Origin of the sequence: Halogranum rubrum (assembly GCF_900114455.1) — an archaeon.
GTDB classification, from domain to species: Archaea; Halobacteriota; Halobacteria; order Halobacteriales; family Haloferacaceae; genus Halogranum; species Halogranum rubrum.
On the sequence record NZ_FOTC01000002.1, the window covers coordinates 1,056,757 to 1,072,765 of the forward strand.

Here is a 16,009-nt window from a genome sequence, read left to right on the forward strand (position 1 = left end):
AATGATTTTTCCTACCGAGACTCGGTACCGGTGTCGATTTCGTCGTCAGAACTGGGACGCATCTCGTCGGAAACATTCGCTCGCGCTTCTGCTTCTGCTTCCGCTTCCGCCTCGGCGTCGGCGACGGCGACTTGCTCCGGCGCGGTGAGCGCCTCCCGGACGGCAATCCGTTCGACGGTTCCCGACGCCGTCCGTGGCAGTTCGTCGGCGAAGCGGACGAGACGAGGGAGTTTGTACCCAGCCAGTCGCTCTCGGCAGAACGCCTCGACGTCCTCTGCGGTCAGGTTCGTGTCCGTCGCGACGACGAGTGCGGCGACTCGTTCGCCCCACTCCTCGTCCGGTAATCCGACGACTGCGGCGTCGTCGACACCGGGATGTTCGCGGAGGGCGTCGACGACTTCGCCGGGGTCGACGTTCTCGCCGCCGGTGATGATTCGGTCGTCCTTTCGGTTGAGGACGTACAACCGACCGCCGTCGTCACGGAACCCCATGTCGCCGGTGTGGAGTCCACGCTCACCGAACGCCGCCGCCGTCGCTTCGGGGTCGTCGTAGTATCCCGGTGAGACGGTCGGTCCGGAGACGACGAACTCACCGATTTCGCCGGTCTCGACGGGGTTCCCGTCTTCGTCGACGACGGAGACGTCGGTCGAGAACAGCGGTCGCCCCACCGTCCCGACGTACTCGGCCGCCTCTTCCGGGTTGGCGGTCGAAATCTGTGAGGCCGTCTCGGTCATCCCGTAGGTCGGACAGACCGGGACGTGGTAGTCGCGACAGCGCGTGACCAGACTCTCGGGTGCGGGCGCGCCGCCGAGAAGGACGACACGAAGCGAGTCAGAGAGCGTACCGCGACTGTCGAGCATCCGCTTGAGCATCGTCGGGACGAGCGAGACACCCGTCACGTCGTAGGTACCGATGTCGTCGGCCGTCGCGCCGGGGTCGAACTCGCCGCGGAGTACCACCGTCGTCCCGTAGAGTGCCGACCGGTAGAGCGGTGCGAGACCGCCCATGTGGTAGAGCGAGAGCGGGACGAGCCACCGGTCTCCGGGGAGGACGCCGAGTCGGAACGCCGAGGCGACGGCGCTCGTGAAGATGTTTCCGTACGTGAGGACGACGGCTTTCGGGTCGCCAGTCGTCCCCGAGGTGAAGAGCAAGACGAGTGGGTCGTCGTCGGTCCACTCGGTGGGCGTCACGTCGACGGCGTCGGCCGCCGCGAGCGACGCGACACGTTCCCACTGCGGGTCGTCGAGCGAGGCTATCGGAACCGGGTCGGTTGCGTCTGTCGACTCGACGGCTTCGACCGCGAGTTGCTCGGTCTCTGCGCCGCAGACCACCGTCGTGAGGTCTGCGGTCTCGACCTGCCCGGCGAGTTCGCTGGACGTCAGTCGCGTGTTGAGCGGGACGAGTGTCGCGCCGAGGCGCATCGTCGCGTGGACGAGTCGGACGGCGGCCACGCGCGTCGACAGCAGCATCCCGACGTGGTCGTCTGCCCCGAGTCCGAGGCCGGCGAGTCGTTCTGTCAGCGTCGAGACGTCGGCGTCGAGTGCGGCGTAGTCCCACTGTTCGCCCGTCTCCGCCGAGACGAGCGCCGTCGCGTCGGGCGAGGCCCGCGCGCGGTGGGAGAGCCAGTCGTTCATCGCTCGGAACTCTCCCCCGGGGGAACTACTGTCTTTGCATCGGTAGCTTCTTTCACACGCCTCGCCGAGAATCGATAGATGCCACGCAGTCGGTTCTCCTCCGTCCTCGACGCTCGCCGCGCCCTCCGCGTCGCGTTCGCACTCGTCGTCCTCGTCGCCGTCGGCGTTCTCGCCGTCTCGTACGTCACTGCGCCGCCGACGTTCCCCGAACGCGTCGACAGCGGGCAACCCGTCGCCGAACCCGCCAACGGGACTACCGTCGTCGCGACACAGGGACTGGGCCGCAAAGGCTGGCACCAGTCCGTCGTCGGCGACAGCCCCGGCGAACTCGTCGCCGTCGCGTCGGACGGTTCTGTCGCCTACTACGACGACCAGTATCAGAGCTACTGGGACGTCGACCTGGTCGAAGGGACGGAGTCCACCGTCATGTACGCCGTCGCCGAGTTCGTCCCCGCCGACGAGTGCCACGCCTCGACGAGTTGCTACCGAAACCGAATCCTGGAGACGAACGTCTCGACCGGCGAGACCGAGGAGATCTACAGCTACCTCGTCCGCAACGAACCCTCCATCCGCTGGCACGACGTCGATAGATACGACGATGACAGCCTCGTCGTCGCCGACATCGCCGAAGACCGCGCGTTCGTCGTCAACACGACGTCGGGAATCGTCGAGTGGCAGTGGGACGCCCAGAGCGACTTCTCGACCGAATCAGGTGGGGAGTTCCCGACAGACTGGACGCACATCAACGACGTCGAAGTACTCGACGACGGCCGACTGATGCTCAGTCTGCGGAACCAAGACCGGGTGGTCTTCGTCGACCCCGAACAGGGGGTCCAGAAGGACTGGACGCTCGGCGAGGAGGACAACTACGACATCCTCTACGAACAGCACAACCCCGACTACATTCCCGAGTCAGAAGGCGGTCCGGCCATCGTCGTCGCCGACTCGCACAACAACCGCGTCGTCGAGTACCAGCGCGTCGACGGCGAGTGGGAGCAGTCGTGGCAGTACGGCGACGCCGTGCTCCAGTGGCCCCGCGACGGCGACAGACTCCCGAACGGTCACACCCTCATAACCGATTCCAACGGTGACCGAATCATCGAAGTCGACGAATCGGGCGACGTCGTCTGGAAACTGGACGTGAACCTGCCCTACGAGGCAGAGCGCCTCGGCACGGGCGACGAGTCGACCGGCGGGCCGAGTGCGGCCAGCGCCGACCTGCAGTCGCACGAAGCCGAGCAGAACAGTGGCGGCCTCTCGCTTCGCTCCATCGCCTACGCCATCGTCCCCGGCGAGATTATCCTGGGACTCGGCTTCGTCCTCCCGTCGTGGATGGGCTTCTCTGAAGCAATAGTGCTGTTCGGTCTGCTCGGCGTGCTGGGACTGTGGGCCGTCCTCGAACTCTACTGGTTGCCGTGGTCGGTCGGGGTGTCGAATCCGATTCGGATTCGACGGAAGGACTGATTTCGGTCCTATGGTCCCGTCCCCTGTCCGATGACGGCGAAGCGACCCAACTCCCCATCGACCCAGACGACGACGCCGCGTACGCTGGCCCGTCGTCGTGGCTCGAAGGTGTAATCATCGGTCGTCTCGCTCGCTTCTCCCTCCAACGTCCCGACCACTCGGTAGCGACGCAGACGCGTCACCGCGTCGTCGACAGTAATCCGCTCACCCGCCCCGACGTAGAGCGTCTTCGTGAACACTGTCTCGTCGCTCGCAATGTCGACAACGCTGACCGTGACGTCGTGAGCGACGTCGTCGTTATTCTCGATTTGGATGGGGAGCGAGAGATTCGTCGGGACGACGCGCCACAGTGGGAGGTAAAACGAGAGTCCGTAACCAGCGATGGCGAGTGCAAGGAGGCCGACGAGAGCGTGTCGACCGAGCGTGAGAACTGTCGGACCGTCACGGACCAACAGCAGTGACCCGTACTCGACTCCACCGAGGACGAGGAAGACGGGCAGATAAATTGGCCACAAAAACAACCCCGGCGGGCCGATTGAATCACCGACGTGCGGGTTGCCGACGAGCAGGAAGTAGTCGCAGACGACGACGGCGAGTGGGAGCACCGCCCCGGCACCGAGAAACAGCGTTGTCGACAGTGCACCGACCAACCAGAGGCCGCCGTAGAAGTAGCCGTAGCCGATGACTTCACCGAATGACGTCGGACGACGCTCCCAGACAGAGAAGTCGAGGTACAGCCGATGCATCGTCCCGACGACGACTGCGAGGTAGAGCCACCCGGCGAGCGACCCCTGTGCGACCGCACGGAGCATCGCTGGCGCGAGGAGTTGGAGGGCAGTCATCGTCGAACGGGTTCACTCGCGAGACGCAAAACAGTTGCAGTGGTTTCGATACTCAGTGCTGGACGAACTCGACCAACACGCCGCCGGTCGACTTCGGGTGTAAGAAGGCCACGTCGTGGCCCCACGCGCCGGGTCGTGGTTCTTCGTCGATGAGTTCGACACCGAGTTCGCGGGCGTGGTCGAGTGCGCCGTCGATGTCGTCGGTGGCGAGGGCGACGTGGTGGATGCCGGGGCCGCGCTTGTCGAGGTACTTTCCGATGGCTCCGTCGCCGTGCGGTTCGAGCAACTCGAAGTAGCCGTCGTCGAGTTCGAGGAAGACGACGGTCATCCCGTCGAACTCCTCTTCGTGGGCGACGGGGGCGTCGAAGAGGTCGGCGAACAACTCGGCGAGTGCGGCGGCGTCAGTGGTCGCGATGCCGGCGTGGTCGAACTCCATGGCCGAGACGACGGCCGTGGGTCGTATAAACGTGCCACTCCCAGGGCGCGACGTGAGTGACTCGCCGGCCAGCAAGTAGTTCCCTGTTCGTCCCTTGGTTGTGTCCAGAATGCGTGTGCTCGTCACCGGCGCGACCGGGTTCATCGGAAGTCGCCTCGTCCCGACGCTCAAGCGGCGTGGTCACGACGTCGCAGTGCTGACGCGCGACGCCGACTCCTACGACGGCGAGGCGGACACCGTCTACGAGGGCGACGTTCTCGAAGCGGGAAGCTTCGAGCACGCGCTCGACGGCGTCGACGCCGCCTACTATCTCATCCACTCGATGGACACGAGCGACGACTTCGCGGAGAAGGACCGCCGCGGCGCACACCACTTTCAGCGCGCGGCGAGCGACGCCGGCGTCGACCGGGTACTGTACCTCAGCGGACTCGGTGACGACCGAGCGGCCCTCTCGAAGCATTTGAAGTCGCGGCGAGAGGTCGAACACATCCTCGGCGAAGGGACGTTCGACCTGACGACGTTGCGGGCGGCGGTCATCATCGGCAGCGGGAACACGAGTTTCGACATCGTCGAACAGCTCGCGACGCGACTCCCGGTGATGCTCACCCCGCAGTGGGTGCGCGTCGACTGCCAACCGGTCGCGGTGACGGACGTCGTCGCGTACCTCGTCGGCGCGCTCGAATCCTCGGAAGCCGCGGGGAAGACGTACGATGTCGGCGGCGAAGAGGTGCTGACCTACGGCGACCTACTCGAACGGACGGCCGACGCGGCCGACAGCAACGCGTTCATCGTCCCCGTTCCGGTGTTGACGCCGCGACTCTCTGCGTACTGGGTTGCGCTCGTCACCGACGTTCCGACGTCGATTGCCCTGCCGCTCATCCGCGGACTGAAGAACGAAGTCGTCGTCCGAGACGATTCGATTCGAGACGACGTTCCGATCGAACTGACCGCTCACGGGACGGCTATCGAGCGGGCGCTCGGGTCGTCGTCCGACCCCGAAGCGACGGCGGACCACGCCGTCGAGAAACTCGACCGAATCGGTCTGTGAGCGACGGCCGCCGTAGTTAGCCGGACGAACCCACAGGAGTATTCACGCCGCACTCCCAACCCGCAGCCAATGAGCGCGCCGAACCGCAACGTACTGTGGGCACGGACCTTCGTCGACGAACTGGCGAGAGCGGGTATCTCGGCCGTCTGTATCACACCGGGAAGTCGCTCGACGCCGTTGACGATGGCGTTCGACGAACACGACGACGTACACGTCTTCTCGCATCTCGACGAGCGAGCGTCGGCCTTCTTCGCACTCGGCCGCGCCCGCCGGACGGGCAAGGTGACGCCGCTGGTCTGTACCTCGGGCACCGCCGCCGCGAACTTCCATCCGGCCGTCATCGAGGCGTTCCAGTCACGCGTCCCGCTGCTCCTGCTCACCGCCGACCGCCCGCCCGAACTGCGAGACTCGGGAGCGAACCAGACTATCGACCAAGAGAAACTCTACGGCGACGCCGTCCGCTGGTACAAGGACATGCCCGAACCGGAGGCAACAGACCGGAAGTTGCGAATGCTCCGGACGACGGCGACTCGGGCGCTCTCGGAGGCGACGGGCACGCCCTCGGGACCGGTCCACCTCAACTTCCCGTTCCGCAAGCCGCTGGAACCGACGCCCGTCGCGGGCGACGTTCCGGCGGACCTCGACACCGAGGCCGCCCTCGGCCGCGAGGAGGAGAGCGAGTACGTGAAGACGACGGCGGGCGTGCCAGAACTCGACGACGACACCCTCCGAAAGCTGGCCGAGGACCTCGAAGTCGGACGCGGCCTCATCGTCGCCGGACCCGCAGACGCCCCCGGCGTCGACCACGAAGCAATCACAGCACTCGCACACGCCACGGGGTTCCCCATCGTCGCCGACCCGCTCTCGGGACTCCGATTCGGCGGCCACAACCGCGTGACGACGGTGCTCGGCGGCTACGACGCCTACCTCGACGAGCGCGTGACCGACGACTGGCCGGACCCAGAAGTCGTCTTCCGGTTCGGTGCGTCGCCGACGTCGAAACCGCTCCGAAAGTACCTCGCGCGAACCGACGCCCGACAACTCGTCGTCGACCCGGCGGGCGAGTGGCGCGAGGCGGAGTTCGCGGCGACGGACCTCGTCGTCGCCGACCCCACCCGACTCGCGGGAACGCTCTCGCGTCTCGTCCGTGCCCCGAAAGACACGTCTTGGGAAGAGCGATGGAAAGCCGCAGAACAGGCCCATTGGGACGCTGTCGACGAGGCCATCGAGTCCGAGTCCGGTGAGTCGGGCAAACCGAGCGAATCGGGCGAATCGAGTGAGTTAGGCGAGTTCTTCGAGGGCCGGGTGCTGGCCGACGTCGCCGACGTCGCGCCCGAACCCTCGACGATCTTCGTCTCGAACAGCATGCCCGTTCGCGATATGGACCGCTTCGCCCGTCCCGCCGCGCGGAATCTGACCGTCCTCGGGAATCGGGGAGCCAGCGGCATCGACGGCATCACGTCGACGGCGCTCGGCGCGGGCAGCGCGACGACGGACGACCTGACGCTCGTCACGGGCGACATCGCCTACTACCACGACCTCTCTGGACTGCTCGCCGTCGGTCGCTGTGACGTGGACGCGACCATCGTCGTCGTCAACAACGACGGCGGCGGCATCTTCCACATGCTCCCCATCGAGGACTACGACCCGCCCTTCACGGGGCAGTTCAAGACACCTCACGGTCTGGACTTCGAACCGACCGGCGACCTGTTCGGGATGGAGTTCGCCCGCGTCGAGGCGGGCGACTTCCGCGACACCTACGCCGAAGCCGTCGCCAGCGAGGGGACGCACGTCGTCGAAGTCGTCAGCGATGCCGAGGAGAGCCACCGCGTACGCAACTCGCTACAGGAGCAAGTCGTCGACACGCTGACCGAATAAGCCGAGTAGTCGTCTAGCGAACAGTTTTTGGCGTATCGTGTCGACTCGCTGGTAATGCCCTCCACCGCGTGGAAAGTCGTCACCGGGACGGTGATGGTGCTCATCGTCGGCTACAGTTTCGTCATCGCCGGACAGATTCTCCTCGGACTCGTCGCCGCGACGCTCGTCTTTCTCATCGCGTGGCTGACTTCGATGGGCCGCGAGTCGGGTGCGATTCCACAACTGAGCCAGCGAACGTTCGCCGCCGCGTCGGCGCTCTCGTTCGTCGTACTGGCGTACTCGCTCGTCATCGCCGGACAGATTCTCTTGGGCGTCCTCGCCGTCGTGTTCATCTTCGGTGGGGCGTTCGCCCACGCGATGCTCCGCCACCACGGCTACCCCGTCTCGCTCGGGCGAACGCGGACCATCCTCGTCGCGGTGGCCGTCGTCCTCGTCATGACGTACTCGCTTCTCGTCGCCGGGCAGATTCTCCTCGGCATCATCGCCTCGTTGCTCCTGTCTCTGACGGCGTGGCTGACGAGTCCGACCGGGCCGCTTCTCGGCGACGGCTGAGACGGCGTGAGACCGGACGAAACGAGACGAGATTTATACCGCAAACGCGACAAGAGACAGCCATGCCGCCGAACCGCGGAACCGACTTCTCGACCGACCAGCGACAGATTCGGCCGCGCGAGGAGGAAAGCGAACTCAGCAAGTGGCTCCAAGACGCGTTCGACGCCACCGCGGAGGTACTCGTCTTCTCGATTCCCGTGCTCGCCGTCGTCTTTCTCACCAGCGACGTCGAACTGACGTTCGTCACGCTCGCCGCCATCGCCGCGTTCGTCCTCGGTGTCACCGTCCAGCGCCACCGTCCACTCGGTCCGGCGTGGCCGCCGATGTCGCCACGTCTCGTCCTCGGCCGACTCCTCTTCTACAACATTGTGCTCGTGGCCGGTCTCGGCCTCGGTGGGCTGGCGTTCACCGACCCCGTCGTCGACTTCTCGTGGGTCGAACAGCCCATTCTCGGTCCGAGTCTCCTCGCGAGTCTCGTCGCGCTCGTCGCCGTGGCCGGGTTCCCATCGCTCGTCGCGGCGGTTGGGCGTCGTCGCCGTCGCTGAACACGCTCTCGAACACCCCGACGGGAATCTTTTTGCGCGCTCCGGCCCCGCTTTCGGGCATGGTTTCTGATATCTTCGACCCCGAACGCTGGGAGGCGGTCGAGGGCTTCGACTTCGACGACCTCACCTACCACCGCGCCGTCGACACCGCGGCGGTTCGCATCGCCTTCGACCGCCCCGAGGTACGCAACGCGTTCCGACCGGGCACCGTCGACGAACTCTACACGGCGCTCGACCACGCCCGCAAGCAGGCCAACGTCGGGTGTGTTCTCCTGACCGGCAACGGCCCGTCGCCGAAAGACGGCGGGTGGGCGTTCTGTTCCGGCGGCGACCAGTCCGTGCGCGGCGGGTCGGGCTACGAATACCGCGACGACGACGAGGCCGCCGCGGACGACGACCCGACAGTGCGCGAGGCTAAAGCCGGGCGACTCCACATCCTCGAAGTTCAGCGCATGATTCGGTTCATGCCGAAACCCGTCGTCGCCGTCGTCCCCGGGTGGGCCGTCGGCGGCGGCCACTCGCTGCACGTCGTCTGCGACCTGACGCTCGCCTCCGAAGAATACGGGAAGTTCCTCCAGACGGACCCCGACGTCGCCTCTTTCGACAGCGGGTTCGGGTCGGCCTATCTCGCTCGGCAGGTCGGACAGAAGAAGGCCCGCGAAATCTTCTTCTGCGGGAAGACCTACTCGGCGCAGGAAGCCGTCGACATGGGGATGGCCAACGAGGCGATTCCGCACGAAGAACTGGAAGACGTCGCCCTGGAGTGGGCCGACGAGATGACCTCGAAGTCGCCGATGGCGATGCGGATGCTCAAGTTCGGCTTCAACGCCATCGACGACGGGATGGTCGGCCAGCAGGTGTTCGCGGGTGAGGCGACGCGACTCGGCTATATGACCGAGGAAGCGCAGGAGGGCAGAGACGCGTTCTTGGAGAAGCGGGAACCGAAGTTCGACGAGTTCCCGTGGCACTACTGAACGACGACCTTTTTTCACGGGGGCCTCGGGTGCCTTCGGCACCCTCGACCCCCGCCAAAAAACCTCGGTGAAAAAAGGCCGCACTTCGCTCACTCCGTTCGCTCAGTGCGGTACAACTCAATTGAGGACTACCGCAGACGACCTACTCCTTCGGCCGCTTGAACACCAGCGCGTCCGTCGTGCTCTTCGGTCGGCCACCGAGTCCGGTTTTCGCACCGGTGAGCGATGTCGCCAACTCCCAACCGTCGTCGCCGTAGCGGTTCAGCAGGTCTTCGGAGACAGTTCCGTTGCCGCCCTGGATGTGGAGGACTTTGTACTCCCATTCAGACATGTATGTTGAATGATTCCATCGACATGAGGTTCTTGTGGTGTGATTCGAGACCTGTCGACGGTGATTCTGTCGGCGACAACCACAGTCGCTATGGGTGGGCGCTCCTAAAATCGGGCAATGAGTACGCAGGACATCTCGCGGACGAAAGCGTGGGTGATGGCCGCCCGCCCGCAGACGTTGCCGGCGGCCGCCGCGCCGATTCTCGCCGGTGTCGGCCTCGCCCTGCACGACGACGTGTTCGCCTTCCTCCCGGCGCTGGCGGCGTTCGTCGGCGCGGCGCTGATTCAGGTCGGCACGAACTTCGCGAACGACTACTACGACGCCGTCCAGGGCGCAGACACCGAGGACCGACAAGGGTTCACCCGCGTCACCTCCTCCGGTCTCATCGAGGCGAGCGAGGTCAAACGGGCGATGTATCTCACCTTCCTCGCGGCCATCGTCGTGGGGAGCTATCTGGTCTACGTCGGCGGCGTCCCCATCCTCGTCATCGGCCTGCTCTCCGTCGCCAGCGGCATCGCCTACACCGGCGGGCCGTACCCGCTTGGCTACCACGGTCTCGGCGACGTGTTCGTCTTCCTCTTCTTCGGCGTCGTCGCCGTCACGGGAACGTACTACGTGCAGGCCGCGTCGGTACTCGCCGCGCCGTTCCCGACTGGCGTCCCACCGGAGACGCTCCCCCTCGCGGCGGTCATCGCCAGTCTTCCCATCGCCGCAATCTCGACGAACATCCTCGTCGTCAACAACGTCCGTGACAAAGAGGAGGACACGAAGACGGGCAAACGAACGCTCGCCGTCCGCTTCGGCTACACCTTCAGCCGCGTCCAGTACGTCGGTCTGCTCGTCCTCGCCTACGCCGTCCCGGTGTACTTCTGGGCGACGAGCCAGTTCGACTGGACCGTCCTTCTTCCGTTCCTCTCGCTTCCCCTCGCGGCGAGAGTCGCACGGACGATGGTGACGCGAACGGACGGCGAGGCACTGAACCCGGCGCTCGAACAGACGGGTCAGTTGCTCGCACTCTACGCGCTCTTGTTCGCTGTGGGGATGGGGGTCTGAATGGCGGCGAACACATTCGACCTTCGAGAGTTCGCACTCGACCTGCGCACCTCTCTCGGGACCGCGAAGGGCGACATCACCGAACGACGCGGTCTGCTCGTCGGCGTCGAACGCGAGGGCACCGACGGCAACATCGTTCGTGGTGTCGGCGAAGCCACGCCACTCACGCCGTGGACCGAGTCGTACGACGACTGCGCCGCCTCGCTGCGAGGGTTAGGCGAAGGAGCGGAGGAGAACGAAGACGACGCCGGCGACAGCGACGACGGCGACGGGCTTCTCGGTACTCTCGGCCCCGCCGCCCGCCACGGCGTCACGCTCGCGGCGTCCGACGCGGCCGCACGGGCCGCTGGCGTCCCACTGGCCGAACAGCTCGCGCGCACGGCCGCGACCGGCGACGTGTCCGATTCGGTTCCCGTCAACGGCACCGTCGGCGACGGGTCGGTCGACGAGACCGTCGCGGCCGCCGAATCGGCAGTCGCCGACGGCTTCGACTGCCTCAAACTGAAGGTCGGCGCACGCGACGTCGACGACGACCTCGACCGACTCCGCGCCGTCCGCGACGCCGTCGGCGACGACGTGACGCTCCGGGCGGACGCGAACGGTGCGTGGAGCCACGAGGAGGCCGAGCGAGCGGTCGATATCCTGTCCGAGTTGGCGTTCGCGTACGTCGAACAGCCACTCGCGGCCGACGACCTTGCAGGCCACGCCGACCTCCGAGGCCGCGGCGTCGACATCGCCCTCGACGAGTCAGTCAACGGTACGGGTGAGGTGCCGCAGCAACTCTCCGAATTTGCCGACGTCGTCGTGCTGAAGCCGATGGCACAGGGCGGGCCGCGGGCGGCGGTCGCACTCGCTGGCCACCTCCAGTCACAGGACGTGACGCCCGTCGTCACCACGACCATCGACGCCGTCGTCGCCCGAACCGCCGCCGTCCACGTCGCCGCCGCGATTTCTGACGTGCCGGCCTGTGGGCTGGCGACGGCCGACTTGCTGGCCGACGACCTCGCCGAGGACCCGTGTCCGGTCGTCGACGGGTCGGTGTCGGTCCCCGAGGGGCCGGGACTGGCCGGGGACGCGTTCGACTCGCTGCTCTGGGACGAGTGAGTAGACACGAATTGCGCTCCTCGCCGCGTTTATACTATCAGCGAACCCTCTTCGACTATGGAGCGGTACGACCTTCTCTACCGACTGTACGACGAGTTCGACACGGATACGCTTCGGGAGTACCAGGACTTCGTGGACGTGTTCCCGCCGGTCGACTCCCGGGTCGCCCTCGACCACTGGCAAGAGGCGAGTGACGAACTGGAGGAACGAAAAGACGAGATTCGACAGGGGTTCGCCACGGGCGGCACGTTCGCCGAAGTCGCCGCCCGCGCCAACCGTGAGCAGGCGTTCACCGCTCAAGACCTCTACTCGAAGTACGGCCGCGCCGTCAACGCGCTCGTCCTCGACGTCGACGAGACGCTTCGGTCGGCCGGGAGCACCGACAACGAGATTCCACGCGACACGCTGCACGTCCTGACCGAGTTCCACGAACGCGGCGTCCCCATCGTCATCTGTACCGGCCAGACCCTGGAGAACGTCAAGGGGTTCGCTATCCAGGGGCTGGGGAACGAACTCGTCCACTCGGGTAACATGAGCATCGTCTACGAGGCGGGGACGGGCGTCTTCACGCCGGGTCACGGTTCGCAGACCAAGCAGTTGCTCTACGACGATCTCGACGACGAGATTCGTGACGTGTTCGACGAGATTCGCTCGCGGGTGCTCCCCGACGCACCCGACGACCTGCGCCGTGGGATTCACCTGCAGGGTAACGAGTTCAACATCACGCTCAAGCCGAACTTCGACATCGGTTCGTCGAAGGCGGAAACCGTCATCGACGAGGGACTGGTCTACCTGCTCGACCTCTTGGCGGACGCACTCACGAGTGCTGACACCGACGCCGACACCGACCAAGCCCGCCAGTGGACCCGTGCGTACTACGCCGACGCCGACTCGGAGATTCGAGAAGTGCTGGAGTCCGAGGGTGAAGTCTCCGAGACGCCCGTCGACGAGATACCCGAGGCAGTCCGCGCGCTGTTCGAGCGTATCGACGTGGCGTACTACCACGCCGACGCCGCCGAGATTGGCTCGCTCGAACTCAACAAAGTCGCCGGCGTCGAGGCTGCACTCGACGTTCTCGGCGTGGACGACCCGTTCGTCGCCGTCATGGGCGACAGCAAGTCCGACCTCCGGGTGATGCAGTGGGCCGCCGAGCACGACGCCGGAATCGGGGCTGCACCGGACCACGCCTCCCGTGACGTCCTGACGCACGTGATGGACACCGACGAACTCGTCTTCGACCAGGGGAAGTCCGCCGAGATGCTCCGGACGGTGTACGTGCTCAATCTACTGGCGAAACTCGGGTGAACTACGGTAGCACACGACACAGTTATTACGTCTTTGCGCGTAGTACGTAACTCTTCGAAACGGGTCGCCACGGCGACAACCGGACAGAACGAGGCCCAAGATGCAACAGCTGTACCCCACCCCCGAGATAGAACGCGTCCTCGCGCACGTCAGCACGTGGCCCGGCGTCGACCTCCGGATGGACTCGGACGGTAGCGTCGAGTTCGCCGTCGACGGTGTCGTCGCCGGGTCGGCCCACGGCGACGTCGTCGACCTCGCGTTCAGCCCGTCCGTTCGTGACCAACTCCTCACCGAAGGGAGAGCAGACCGCTATCGGACCGACCCCCGGTCGTCGTGGGTCTCCGTCCGCGCACGGACGCCTGAAGACCTCCACGACGTTCGCTGGTTGCTTCGACTCGCCTACCTGTGCCGTCTCGCAGGTAGTCTCCACGATAGAGGAGACACGACGCTACCGACGGTCGACCTACACCGCGAGTTCGACCGCCTCGACCTCTCGACCAGTTTGCGACTACTGGTCTCGCGGACCGCTCTGCCCTCGCCGGATGCGAGACAGTCGGCTTGAAGGGGACGAACGCACCGCTGAGTGTGCGAATTCAGTCGGTAGGATAGTCGAACTGTTGTAGAGAAGTGGCACCGACCGATAGCTTTGCGACGACGTACACGGTCCGACTACTGCTCGGTCGAAAAGCAGGGACGAAGTTGTCAGTTCGCAGCCGCGTTCGTCTGACCGGTCACCGCGACCCCCGACGTCGAGGCGTCCTCGTTCTCGTCGGGTCCGGAGCTATCAGCGCTGTCGGAGTGACCGGGGTTACCAGCGTTACTGGCGTGGTCCTGCCCGGTCTCGGCTCCCCCCGACACGTCTCCGTCGACTGCACTGTCCGGTGCGGACGTCGGCCGAGAGGAGGCCGTAGACTGACTCGGAGAGAGTTCGCCCTCACGGGTCGTCTGTGAGTTCGACGCGATGTCGGTCTCACCTGCACCGTTTGCCGACGCAGCGTCAGCCAGTCCTGTCTGGTCGGATTGCTTCGTCGGAAGCTCCGACCCGTCGTCGGCACCCGACAGTGCTGGAAGGACGTATCCGAACCCGGCGCCGAGGACGACGACTCCGACCAACAGCATCCCGAGGATGTTTCGTTCTGTGAGGAACGAGGTGAGTCGCATCAGCGCTCACCGCTGTCGTCCTCGTCGATGGACATCGAACGACCTCAGTTACCGCGCGCTTTAGCGTCGACCTGCTCGCCGTCGACCATCAGCTTCGCCGTGCTCGCGTCGAGTTCGACGTACTTGCCGGGACCGTTCGGGCCACGGTTCGGGTTGTTGTTGTCCGGTGCGTCGGAGTGTGGGTAGCTGTAGCAGCCGCCGTCGACGACGCCGGAGACGGAGTCCTGTGGGTCGTCCGCGCTGACGAGCGTGAAGTGGATGCTGCCGTCGGCGTTCATGTTGTCGATGCGCCAGCTCGAGTTGCCCGTCGACCAGACGAGACGGAGGTTCTGCGGGCTTCCGCCGCCGGACACGCTGGCGTTGGTGTCGCCCTGCACACCGACTTCGGCCGCCTCGTTGGTCGTCGAGACGACGAACGACGTCGTGGAGACCGATATTGCGGGGTGGTTCGCGTTGGCCTGCAGTTCGTCGTAGGGGATGGCGTTCGCGGGGCCGTCGAAGTTGCCCTCGTCGTACATCACGAGCGGGCTGTAGTCCGAACGGTCTTCGTCGGCGAGGCCGAAGCCGTCGAACGAACTGCTGGTACCGGGCGCGTGGAGGGTCACCGTGTATCGAACGTCGACACGGGTGCGGGCAGTACTGTCGTCGTCGTCGTTGTCGAAGACGTCGGAGGAACCGGTCGCGCCGTAGTAGCCGTTCACTGCACCCGGGAGGTCGTCGATGATTTCGCCGTCGTCGTCCTCGTCGACCTGTCCGAGGCTGGTTCCGCTGAGATAGTCGTCCGAACTCGGCACCGTGCTGTAGTCCGGTTTTCCGAAGTCGTTGAACAGCGTGATGGGACCCCAGCCGTCCGAGCCCGTGTCGTAGAAGCCGGACGTCCCCGGTGCGGACTCCGTAGCCGTTCCTTCCGTGCTGGCGTTGATCCACGGAGTTGCACGGAAGACGGGGGACCACTCCCCGGCGTCAGCGTCTTCACCACGTGCGCGGGCCTCGACGAGCACACGAATCTTTCCGACTGCCGCGTCGAACCCGTCCCACTCCACACGGAAGGAAGGCGAGATGAACAGCTTCGAGAGGTCACCGGTGTCGTTCGTGAGCGAGACTTCGTTCGACTCGAAGTTCGTCGTGAGTTGCGCGGAGCCGCGCTGTGAGAACGCGGCGATGCCACCGAATCCGAGAGCACTTGCGGTTCCGATTCCAGCGAACGTCTTGAGCAGATTGCGTCGTTGCATTGTGTGTATCCTGGTGCGCCCCGGTTGCCCGTGGCGACTCAGAATAGTCGAGGGTCGACACCCCCGGCACTGTCTAGATAAGGAACGAGCAGGTCGAAGAGTTAGTGATCTATGCTACTCTCAAACCTGCTCAAGCAGAGTTTAGACACCGCTACGCTTGAATGTTGGCAGCGGGAGTGGACGGCGACGCCCGTCAGGGCGTTCGCCGTCCGACTCCATGCTGCCGGTTTGTCGCTTAGAGAGACAGAAGCGATTCTTCGGCTGCTCGGCGTAGAACGCTCGTTTCAGGCAATCTTTCAGTGGGTACATCGGCTGGCTGACAGCGTCTCAGACCCGCCGAAGGCGACGCCGAGGCGGGTCGCGGTCGACGAGACCGCTGTCAAAATCAACGGTGAGTGGTCTTGGTTATACGCCGCAATAGACCTCGACACAAAAGTAATCCTTGACGTC

16 protein-coding genes and 1 pseudogene are annotated in these 16,009 nt (G+C 65.4%); 11 read left to right on the top strand and 6 right to left on the bottom strand.

The window, feature by feature from the left end; all coding sequences use genetic code 11:
• Nucleotides 1-11 precede the first annotated feature (11 nt).
• Nucleotides 12-1,634 carry an o-succinylbenzoate--CoA ligase gene (gene menE / locus BM083_RS13740; RefSeq protein WP_089870023.1) on the bottom strand — a complete coding sequence of 541 codons (1,623 nt, stop codon included), beginning with the start codon at nt 1,632-1,634 and terminating at the stop codon, nt 12-14.
• 78 nt (nt 1,635-1,712) lie between these two features.
• Here menE and BM083_RS13745 point away from each other — a divergent pair, with 78 nt between their 5' ends.
• Nucleotides 1,713-3,098 carry an arylsulfotransferase family protein gene (locus tag BM083_RS13745; RefSeq protein WP_089870024.1) on the top strand — a complete coding sequence of 462 codons (1,386 nt, stop codon included), beginning with the start codon at nt 1,713-1,715 and terminating at the stop codon, nt 3,096-3,098.
• A gap of 8 nt (nt 3,099-3,106) precedes the next feature.
• Here BM083_RS13745 and BM083_RS13750 read toward each other — a convergent pair whose 3' ends face one another.
• Both BM083_RS13750 and mce read right to left on the bottom strand, forming a co-directional pair.
• Nucleotides 3,107-3,940 (bottom strand): hypothetical protein, encoded by an 834-nt coding sequence (locus tag BM083_RS13750; RefSeq protein WP_089870025.1) that lies wholly within the window; start codon nt 3,938-3,940, stop codon nt 3,107-3,109.
• A gap of 52 nt (nt 3,941-3,992) precedes the next feature.
• On the bottom strand, nt 3,993-4,376 hold the full coding sequence (mce, locus tag BM083_RS13755; protein ID WP_089870026.1) for a methylmalonyl-CoA epimerase: 384 nt from the start codon (nt 4,374-4,376) through the stop codon (nt 3,993-3,995).
• 109 nt (nt 4,377-4,485) lie between these two features.
• Between mce and BM083_RS13760 the strand changes: the two genes are divergently transcribed.
• The 5 genes from BM083_RS13760 to BM083_RS13780 all read left to right on the top strand — a co-directional run bounded on the left by BM083_RS13760 (nt 4,486) and on the right by BM083_RS13780 (nt 9,373).
• Nucleotides 4,486-5,424 (top strand): NAD(P)H-binding protein, encoded by a 939-nt coding sequence (locus BM083_RS13760; RefSeq protein ID WP_089870027.1) that lies wholly within the window; start codon nt 4,486-4,488, stop codon nt 5,422-5,424.
• A 69-nt stretch (nt 5,425-5,493) separates the two neighbouring features.
• Entirely contained in the window at nt 5,494-7,302 is a 1,809-nt protein-coding gene (menD, locus tag BM083_RS13765; protein WP_089870028.1) for a 2-succinyl-5-enolpyruvyl-6-hydroxy-3-cyclohexene-1-carboxylic-acid synthase, read from the top strand.
• Between the two features lie 54 nt (nt 7,303-7,356).
• Complete coding sequence (locus tag BM083_RS13770) at nt 7,357-7,854, top strand: DUF8066 domain-containing protein (protein ID WP_089870029.1); 498 nt, start codon at nt 7,357-7,359, stop codon at nt 7,852-7,854.
• Nucleotides 7,855-7,916: 62 nt separating this feature from the next.
• Nucleotides 7,917-8,399 carry a DUF8215 family protein gene (locus tag BM083_RS13775; protein WP_089870030.1) on the top strand — a complete coding sequence of 161 codons (483 nt, stop codon included), beginning with the start codon at nt 7,917-7,919 and terminating at the stop codon, nt 8,397-8,399.
• 59 nt (nt 8,400-8,458) lie between these two features.
• Nucleotides 8,459-9,373 (top strand): 1,4-dihydroxy-2-naphthoyl-CoA synthase, encoded by a 915-nt coding sequence (locus tag BM083_RS13780; RefSeq protein WP_089870031.1) that lies wholly within the window; start codon nt 8,459-8,461, stop codon nt 9,371-9,373.
• A gap of 142 nt (nt 9,374-9,515) precedes the next feature.
• On the opposite strand, the gene BM083_RS13785 is transcribed toward BM083_RS13780, so the two are convergent.
• Nucleotides 9,516-9,704, bottom strand: a complete 189-nt coding sequence (locus BM083_RS13785) for a DUF4177 domain-containing protein (protein WP_009365692.1) — start codon at nt 9,702-9,704, stop codon at nt 9,516-9,518.
• A gap of 117 nt (nt 9,705-9,821) precedes the next feature.
• Here BM083_RS13785 and BM083_RS13790 point away from each other — a divergent pair, with 117 nt between their 5' ends.
• From BM083_RS13790 to BM083_RS13805, 4 genes are all read left to right on the top strand, one after another.
• Entirely contained in the window at nt 9,822-10,757 is a 936-nt protein-coding gene (locus BM083_RS13790) for a 1,4-dihydroxy-2-naphthoate polyprenyltransferase (protein ID WP_089870032.1), read from the top strand.
• A complete protein-coding gene (locus tag BM083_RS13795; RefSeq protein WP_089870033.1) occupies nt 10,758-11,861 on the top strand; it encodes a mandelate racemase/muconate lactonizing enzyme family protein in 1,104 nt (367 codons plus the stop codon).
• A gap of 57 nt (nt 11,862-11,918) precedes the next feature.
• On the top strand, nt 11,919-13,166 hold the full coding sequence (locus tag BM083_RS13800) for an HAD family hydrolase (protein WP_089870034.1): 1,248 nt from the start codon (nt 11,919-11,921) through the stop codon (nt 13,164-13,166).
• Nucleotides 13,167-13,266: 100 nt separating this feature from the next.
• Nucleotides 13,267-13,728 carry a luciferase domain-containing protein gene (locus tag BM083_RS13805; protein ID WP_089870035.1) on the top strand — a complete coding sequence of 154 codons (462 nt, stop codon included), beginning with the start codon at nt 13,267-13,269 and terminating at the stop codon, nt 13,726-13,728.
• A gap of 140 nt (nt 13,729-13,868) precedes the next feature.
• Here BM083_RS13805 and BM083_RS13810 read toward each other — a convergent pair whose 3' ends face one another.
• Nucleotides 13,869-14,327 (bottom strand): hypothetical protein, encoded by a 459-nt coding sequence (locus tag BM083_RS13810; RefSeq protein ID WP_089870036.1) that lies wholly within the window; start codon nt 14,325-14,327, stop codon nt 13,869-13,871.
• Between the two features lie 44 nt (nt 14,328-14,371).
• Entirely contained in the window at nt 14,372-15,559 is a 1,188-nt protein-coding gene (locus BM083_RS13815; RefSeq protein ID WP_089870037.1) for a hypothetical protein, read from the bottom strand.
• A 111-nt stretch (nt 15,560-15,670) separates the two neighbouring features.
• On the opposite strand from BM083_RS13815, the pseudogene BM083_RS13820 reads away from it, so the two are divergent.
• A pseudogene (locus tag BM083_RS13820) lies at nt 15,671-16,009 on the top strand (DDE-type integrase/transposase/recombinase); the annotation flags it as partial.

Bases quoted from the DNA above. Each gene is read 5' to 3' on its own strand.
- menE (WP_089870023.1), bottom strand. From the start codon at position 1,634: ATGAACGACTGGCTCTCCCACCGCGCGCGGGCCTCGCCCGACGCGACG.
- BM083_RS13745 (WP_089870024.1), top strand. From the start codon at position 1,713: ATGCCACGCAGTCGGTTCTCCTCCGTCCTCGACGCTCGCCGCGCCCTC.
- BM083_RS13750 (WP_089870025.1), bottom strand. From the start codon at position 3,940: ATGACTGCCCTCCAACTCCTCGCGCCAGCGATGCTCCGTGCGGTCGCA.
- mce (WP_089870026.1), bottom strand. From the start codon at position 4,376: ATGGAGTTCGACCACGCCGGCATCGCGACCACTGACGCCGCCGCACTC.
- BM083_RS13760 (WP_089870027.1), top strand. From the start codon at position 4,486: ATGCGTGTGCTCGTCACCGGCGCGACCGGGTTCATCGGAAGTCGCCTC.
- menD (WP_089870028.1), top strand. From the start codon at position 5,494: ATGAGCGCGCCGAACCGCAACGTACTGTGGGCACGGACCTTCGTCGAC.
- BM083_RS13770 (WP_089870029.1), top strand. From the start codon at position 7,357: ATGCCCTCCACCGCGTGGAAAGTCGTCACCGGGACGGTGATGGTGCTC.
- BM083_RS13775 (WP_089870030.1), top strand. From the start codon at position 7,917: ATGCCGCCGAACCGCGGAACCGACTTCTCGACCGACCAGCGACAGATT.
- BM083_RS13780 (WP_089870031.1), top strand. From the start codon at position 8,459: ATGGTTTCTGATATCTTCGACCCCGAACGCTGGGAGGCGGTCGAGGGC.
- BM083_RS13785 (WP_009365692.1), bottom strand. From the start codon at position 9,704: ATGTCTGAATGGGAGTACAAAGTCCTCCACATCCAGGGCGGCAACGGA.
- BM083_RS13790 (WP_089870032.1), top strand. From the start codon at position 9,822: ATGAGTACGCAGGACATCTCGCGGACGAAAGCGTGGGTGATGGCCGCC.
- BM083_RS13795 (WP_089870033.1), top strand. From the start codon at position 10,758: ATGGCGGCGAACACATTCGACCTTCGAGAGTTCGCACTCGACCTGCGC.
- BM083_RS13800 (WP_089870034.1), top strand. From the start codon at position 11,919: ATGGAGCGGTACGACCTTCTCTACCGACTGTACGACGAGTTCGACACG.
- BM083_RS13805 (WP_089870035.1), top strand. From the start codon at position 13,267: ATGCAACAGCTGTACCCCACCCCCGAGATAGAACGCGTCCTCGCGCAC.
- BM083_RS13810 (WP_089870036.1), bottom strand. From the start codon at position 14,327: ATGCGACTCACCTCGTTCCTCACAGAACGAAACATCCTCGGGATGCTG.
- BM083_RS13815 (WP_089870037.1), bottom strand. From the start codon at position 15,559: ATGCAACGACGCAATCTGCTCAAGACGTTCGCTGGAATCGGAACCGCA.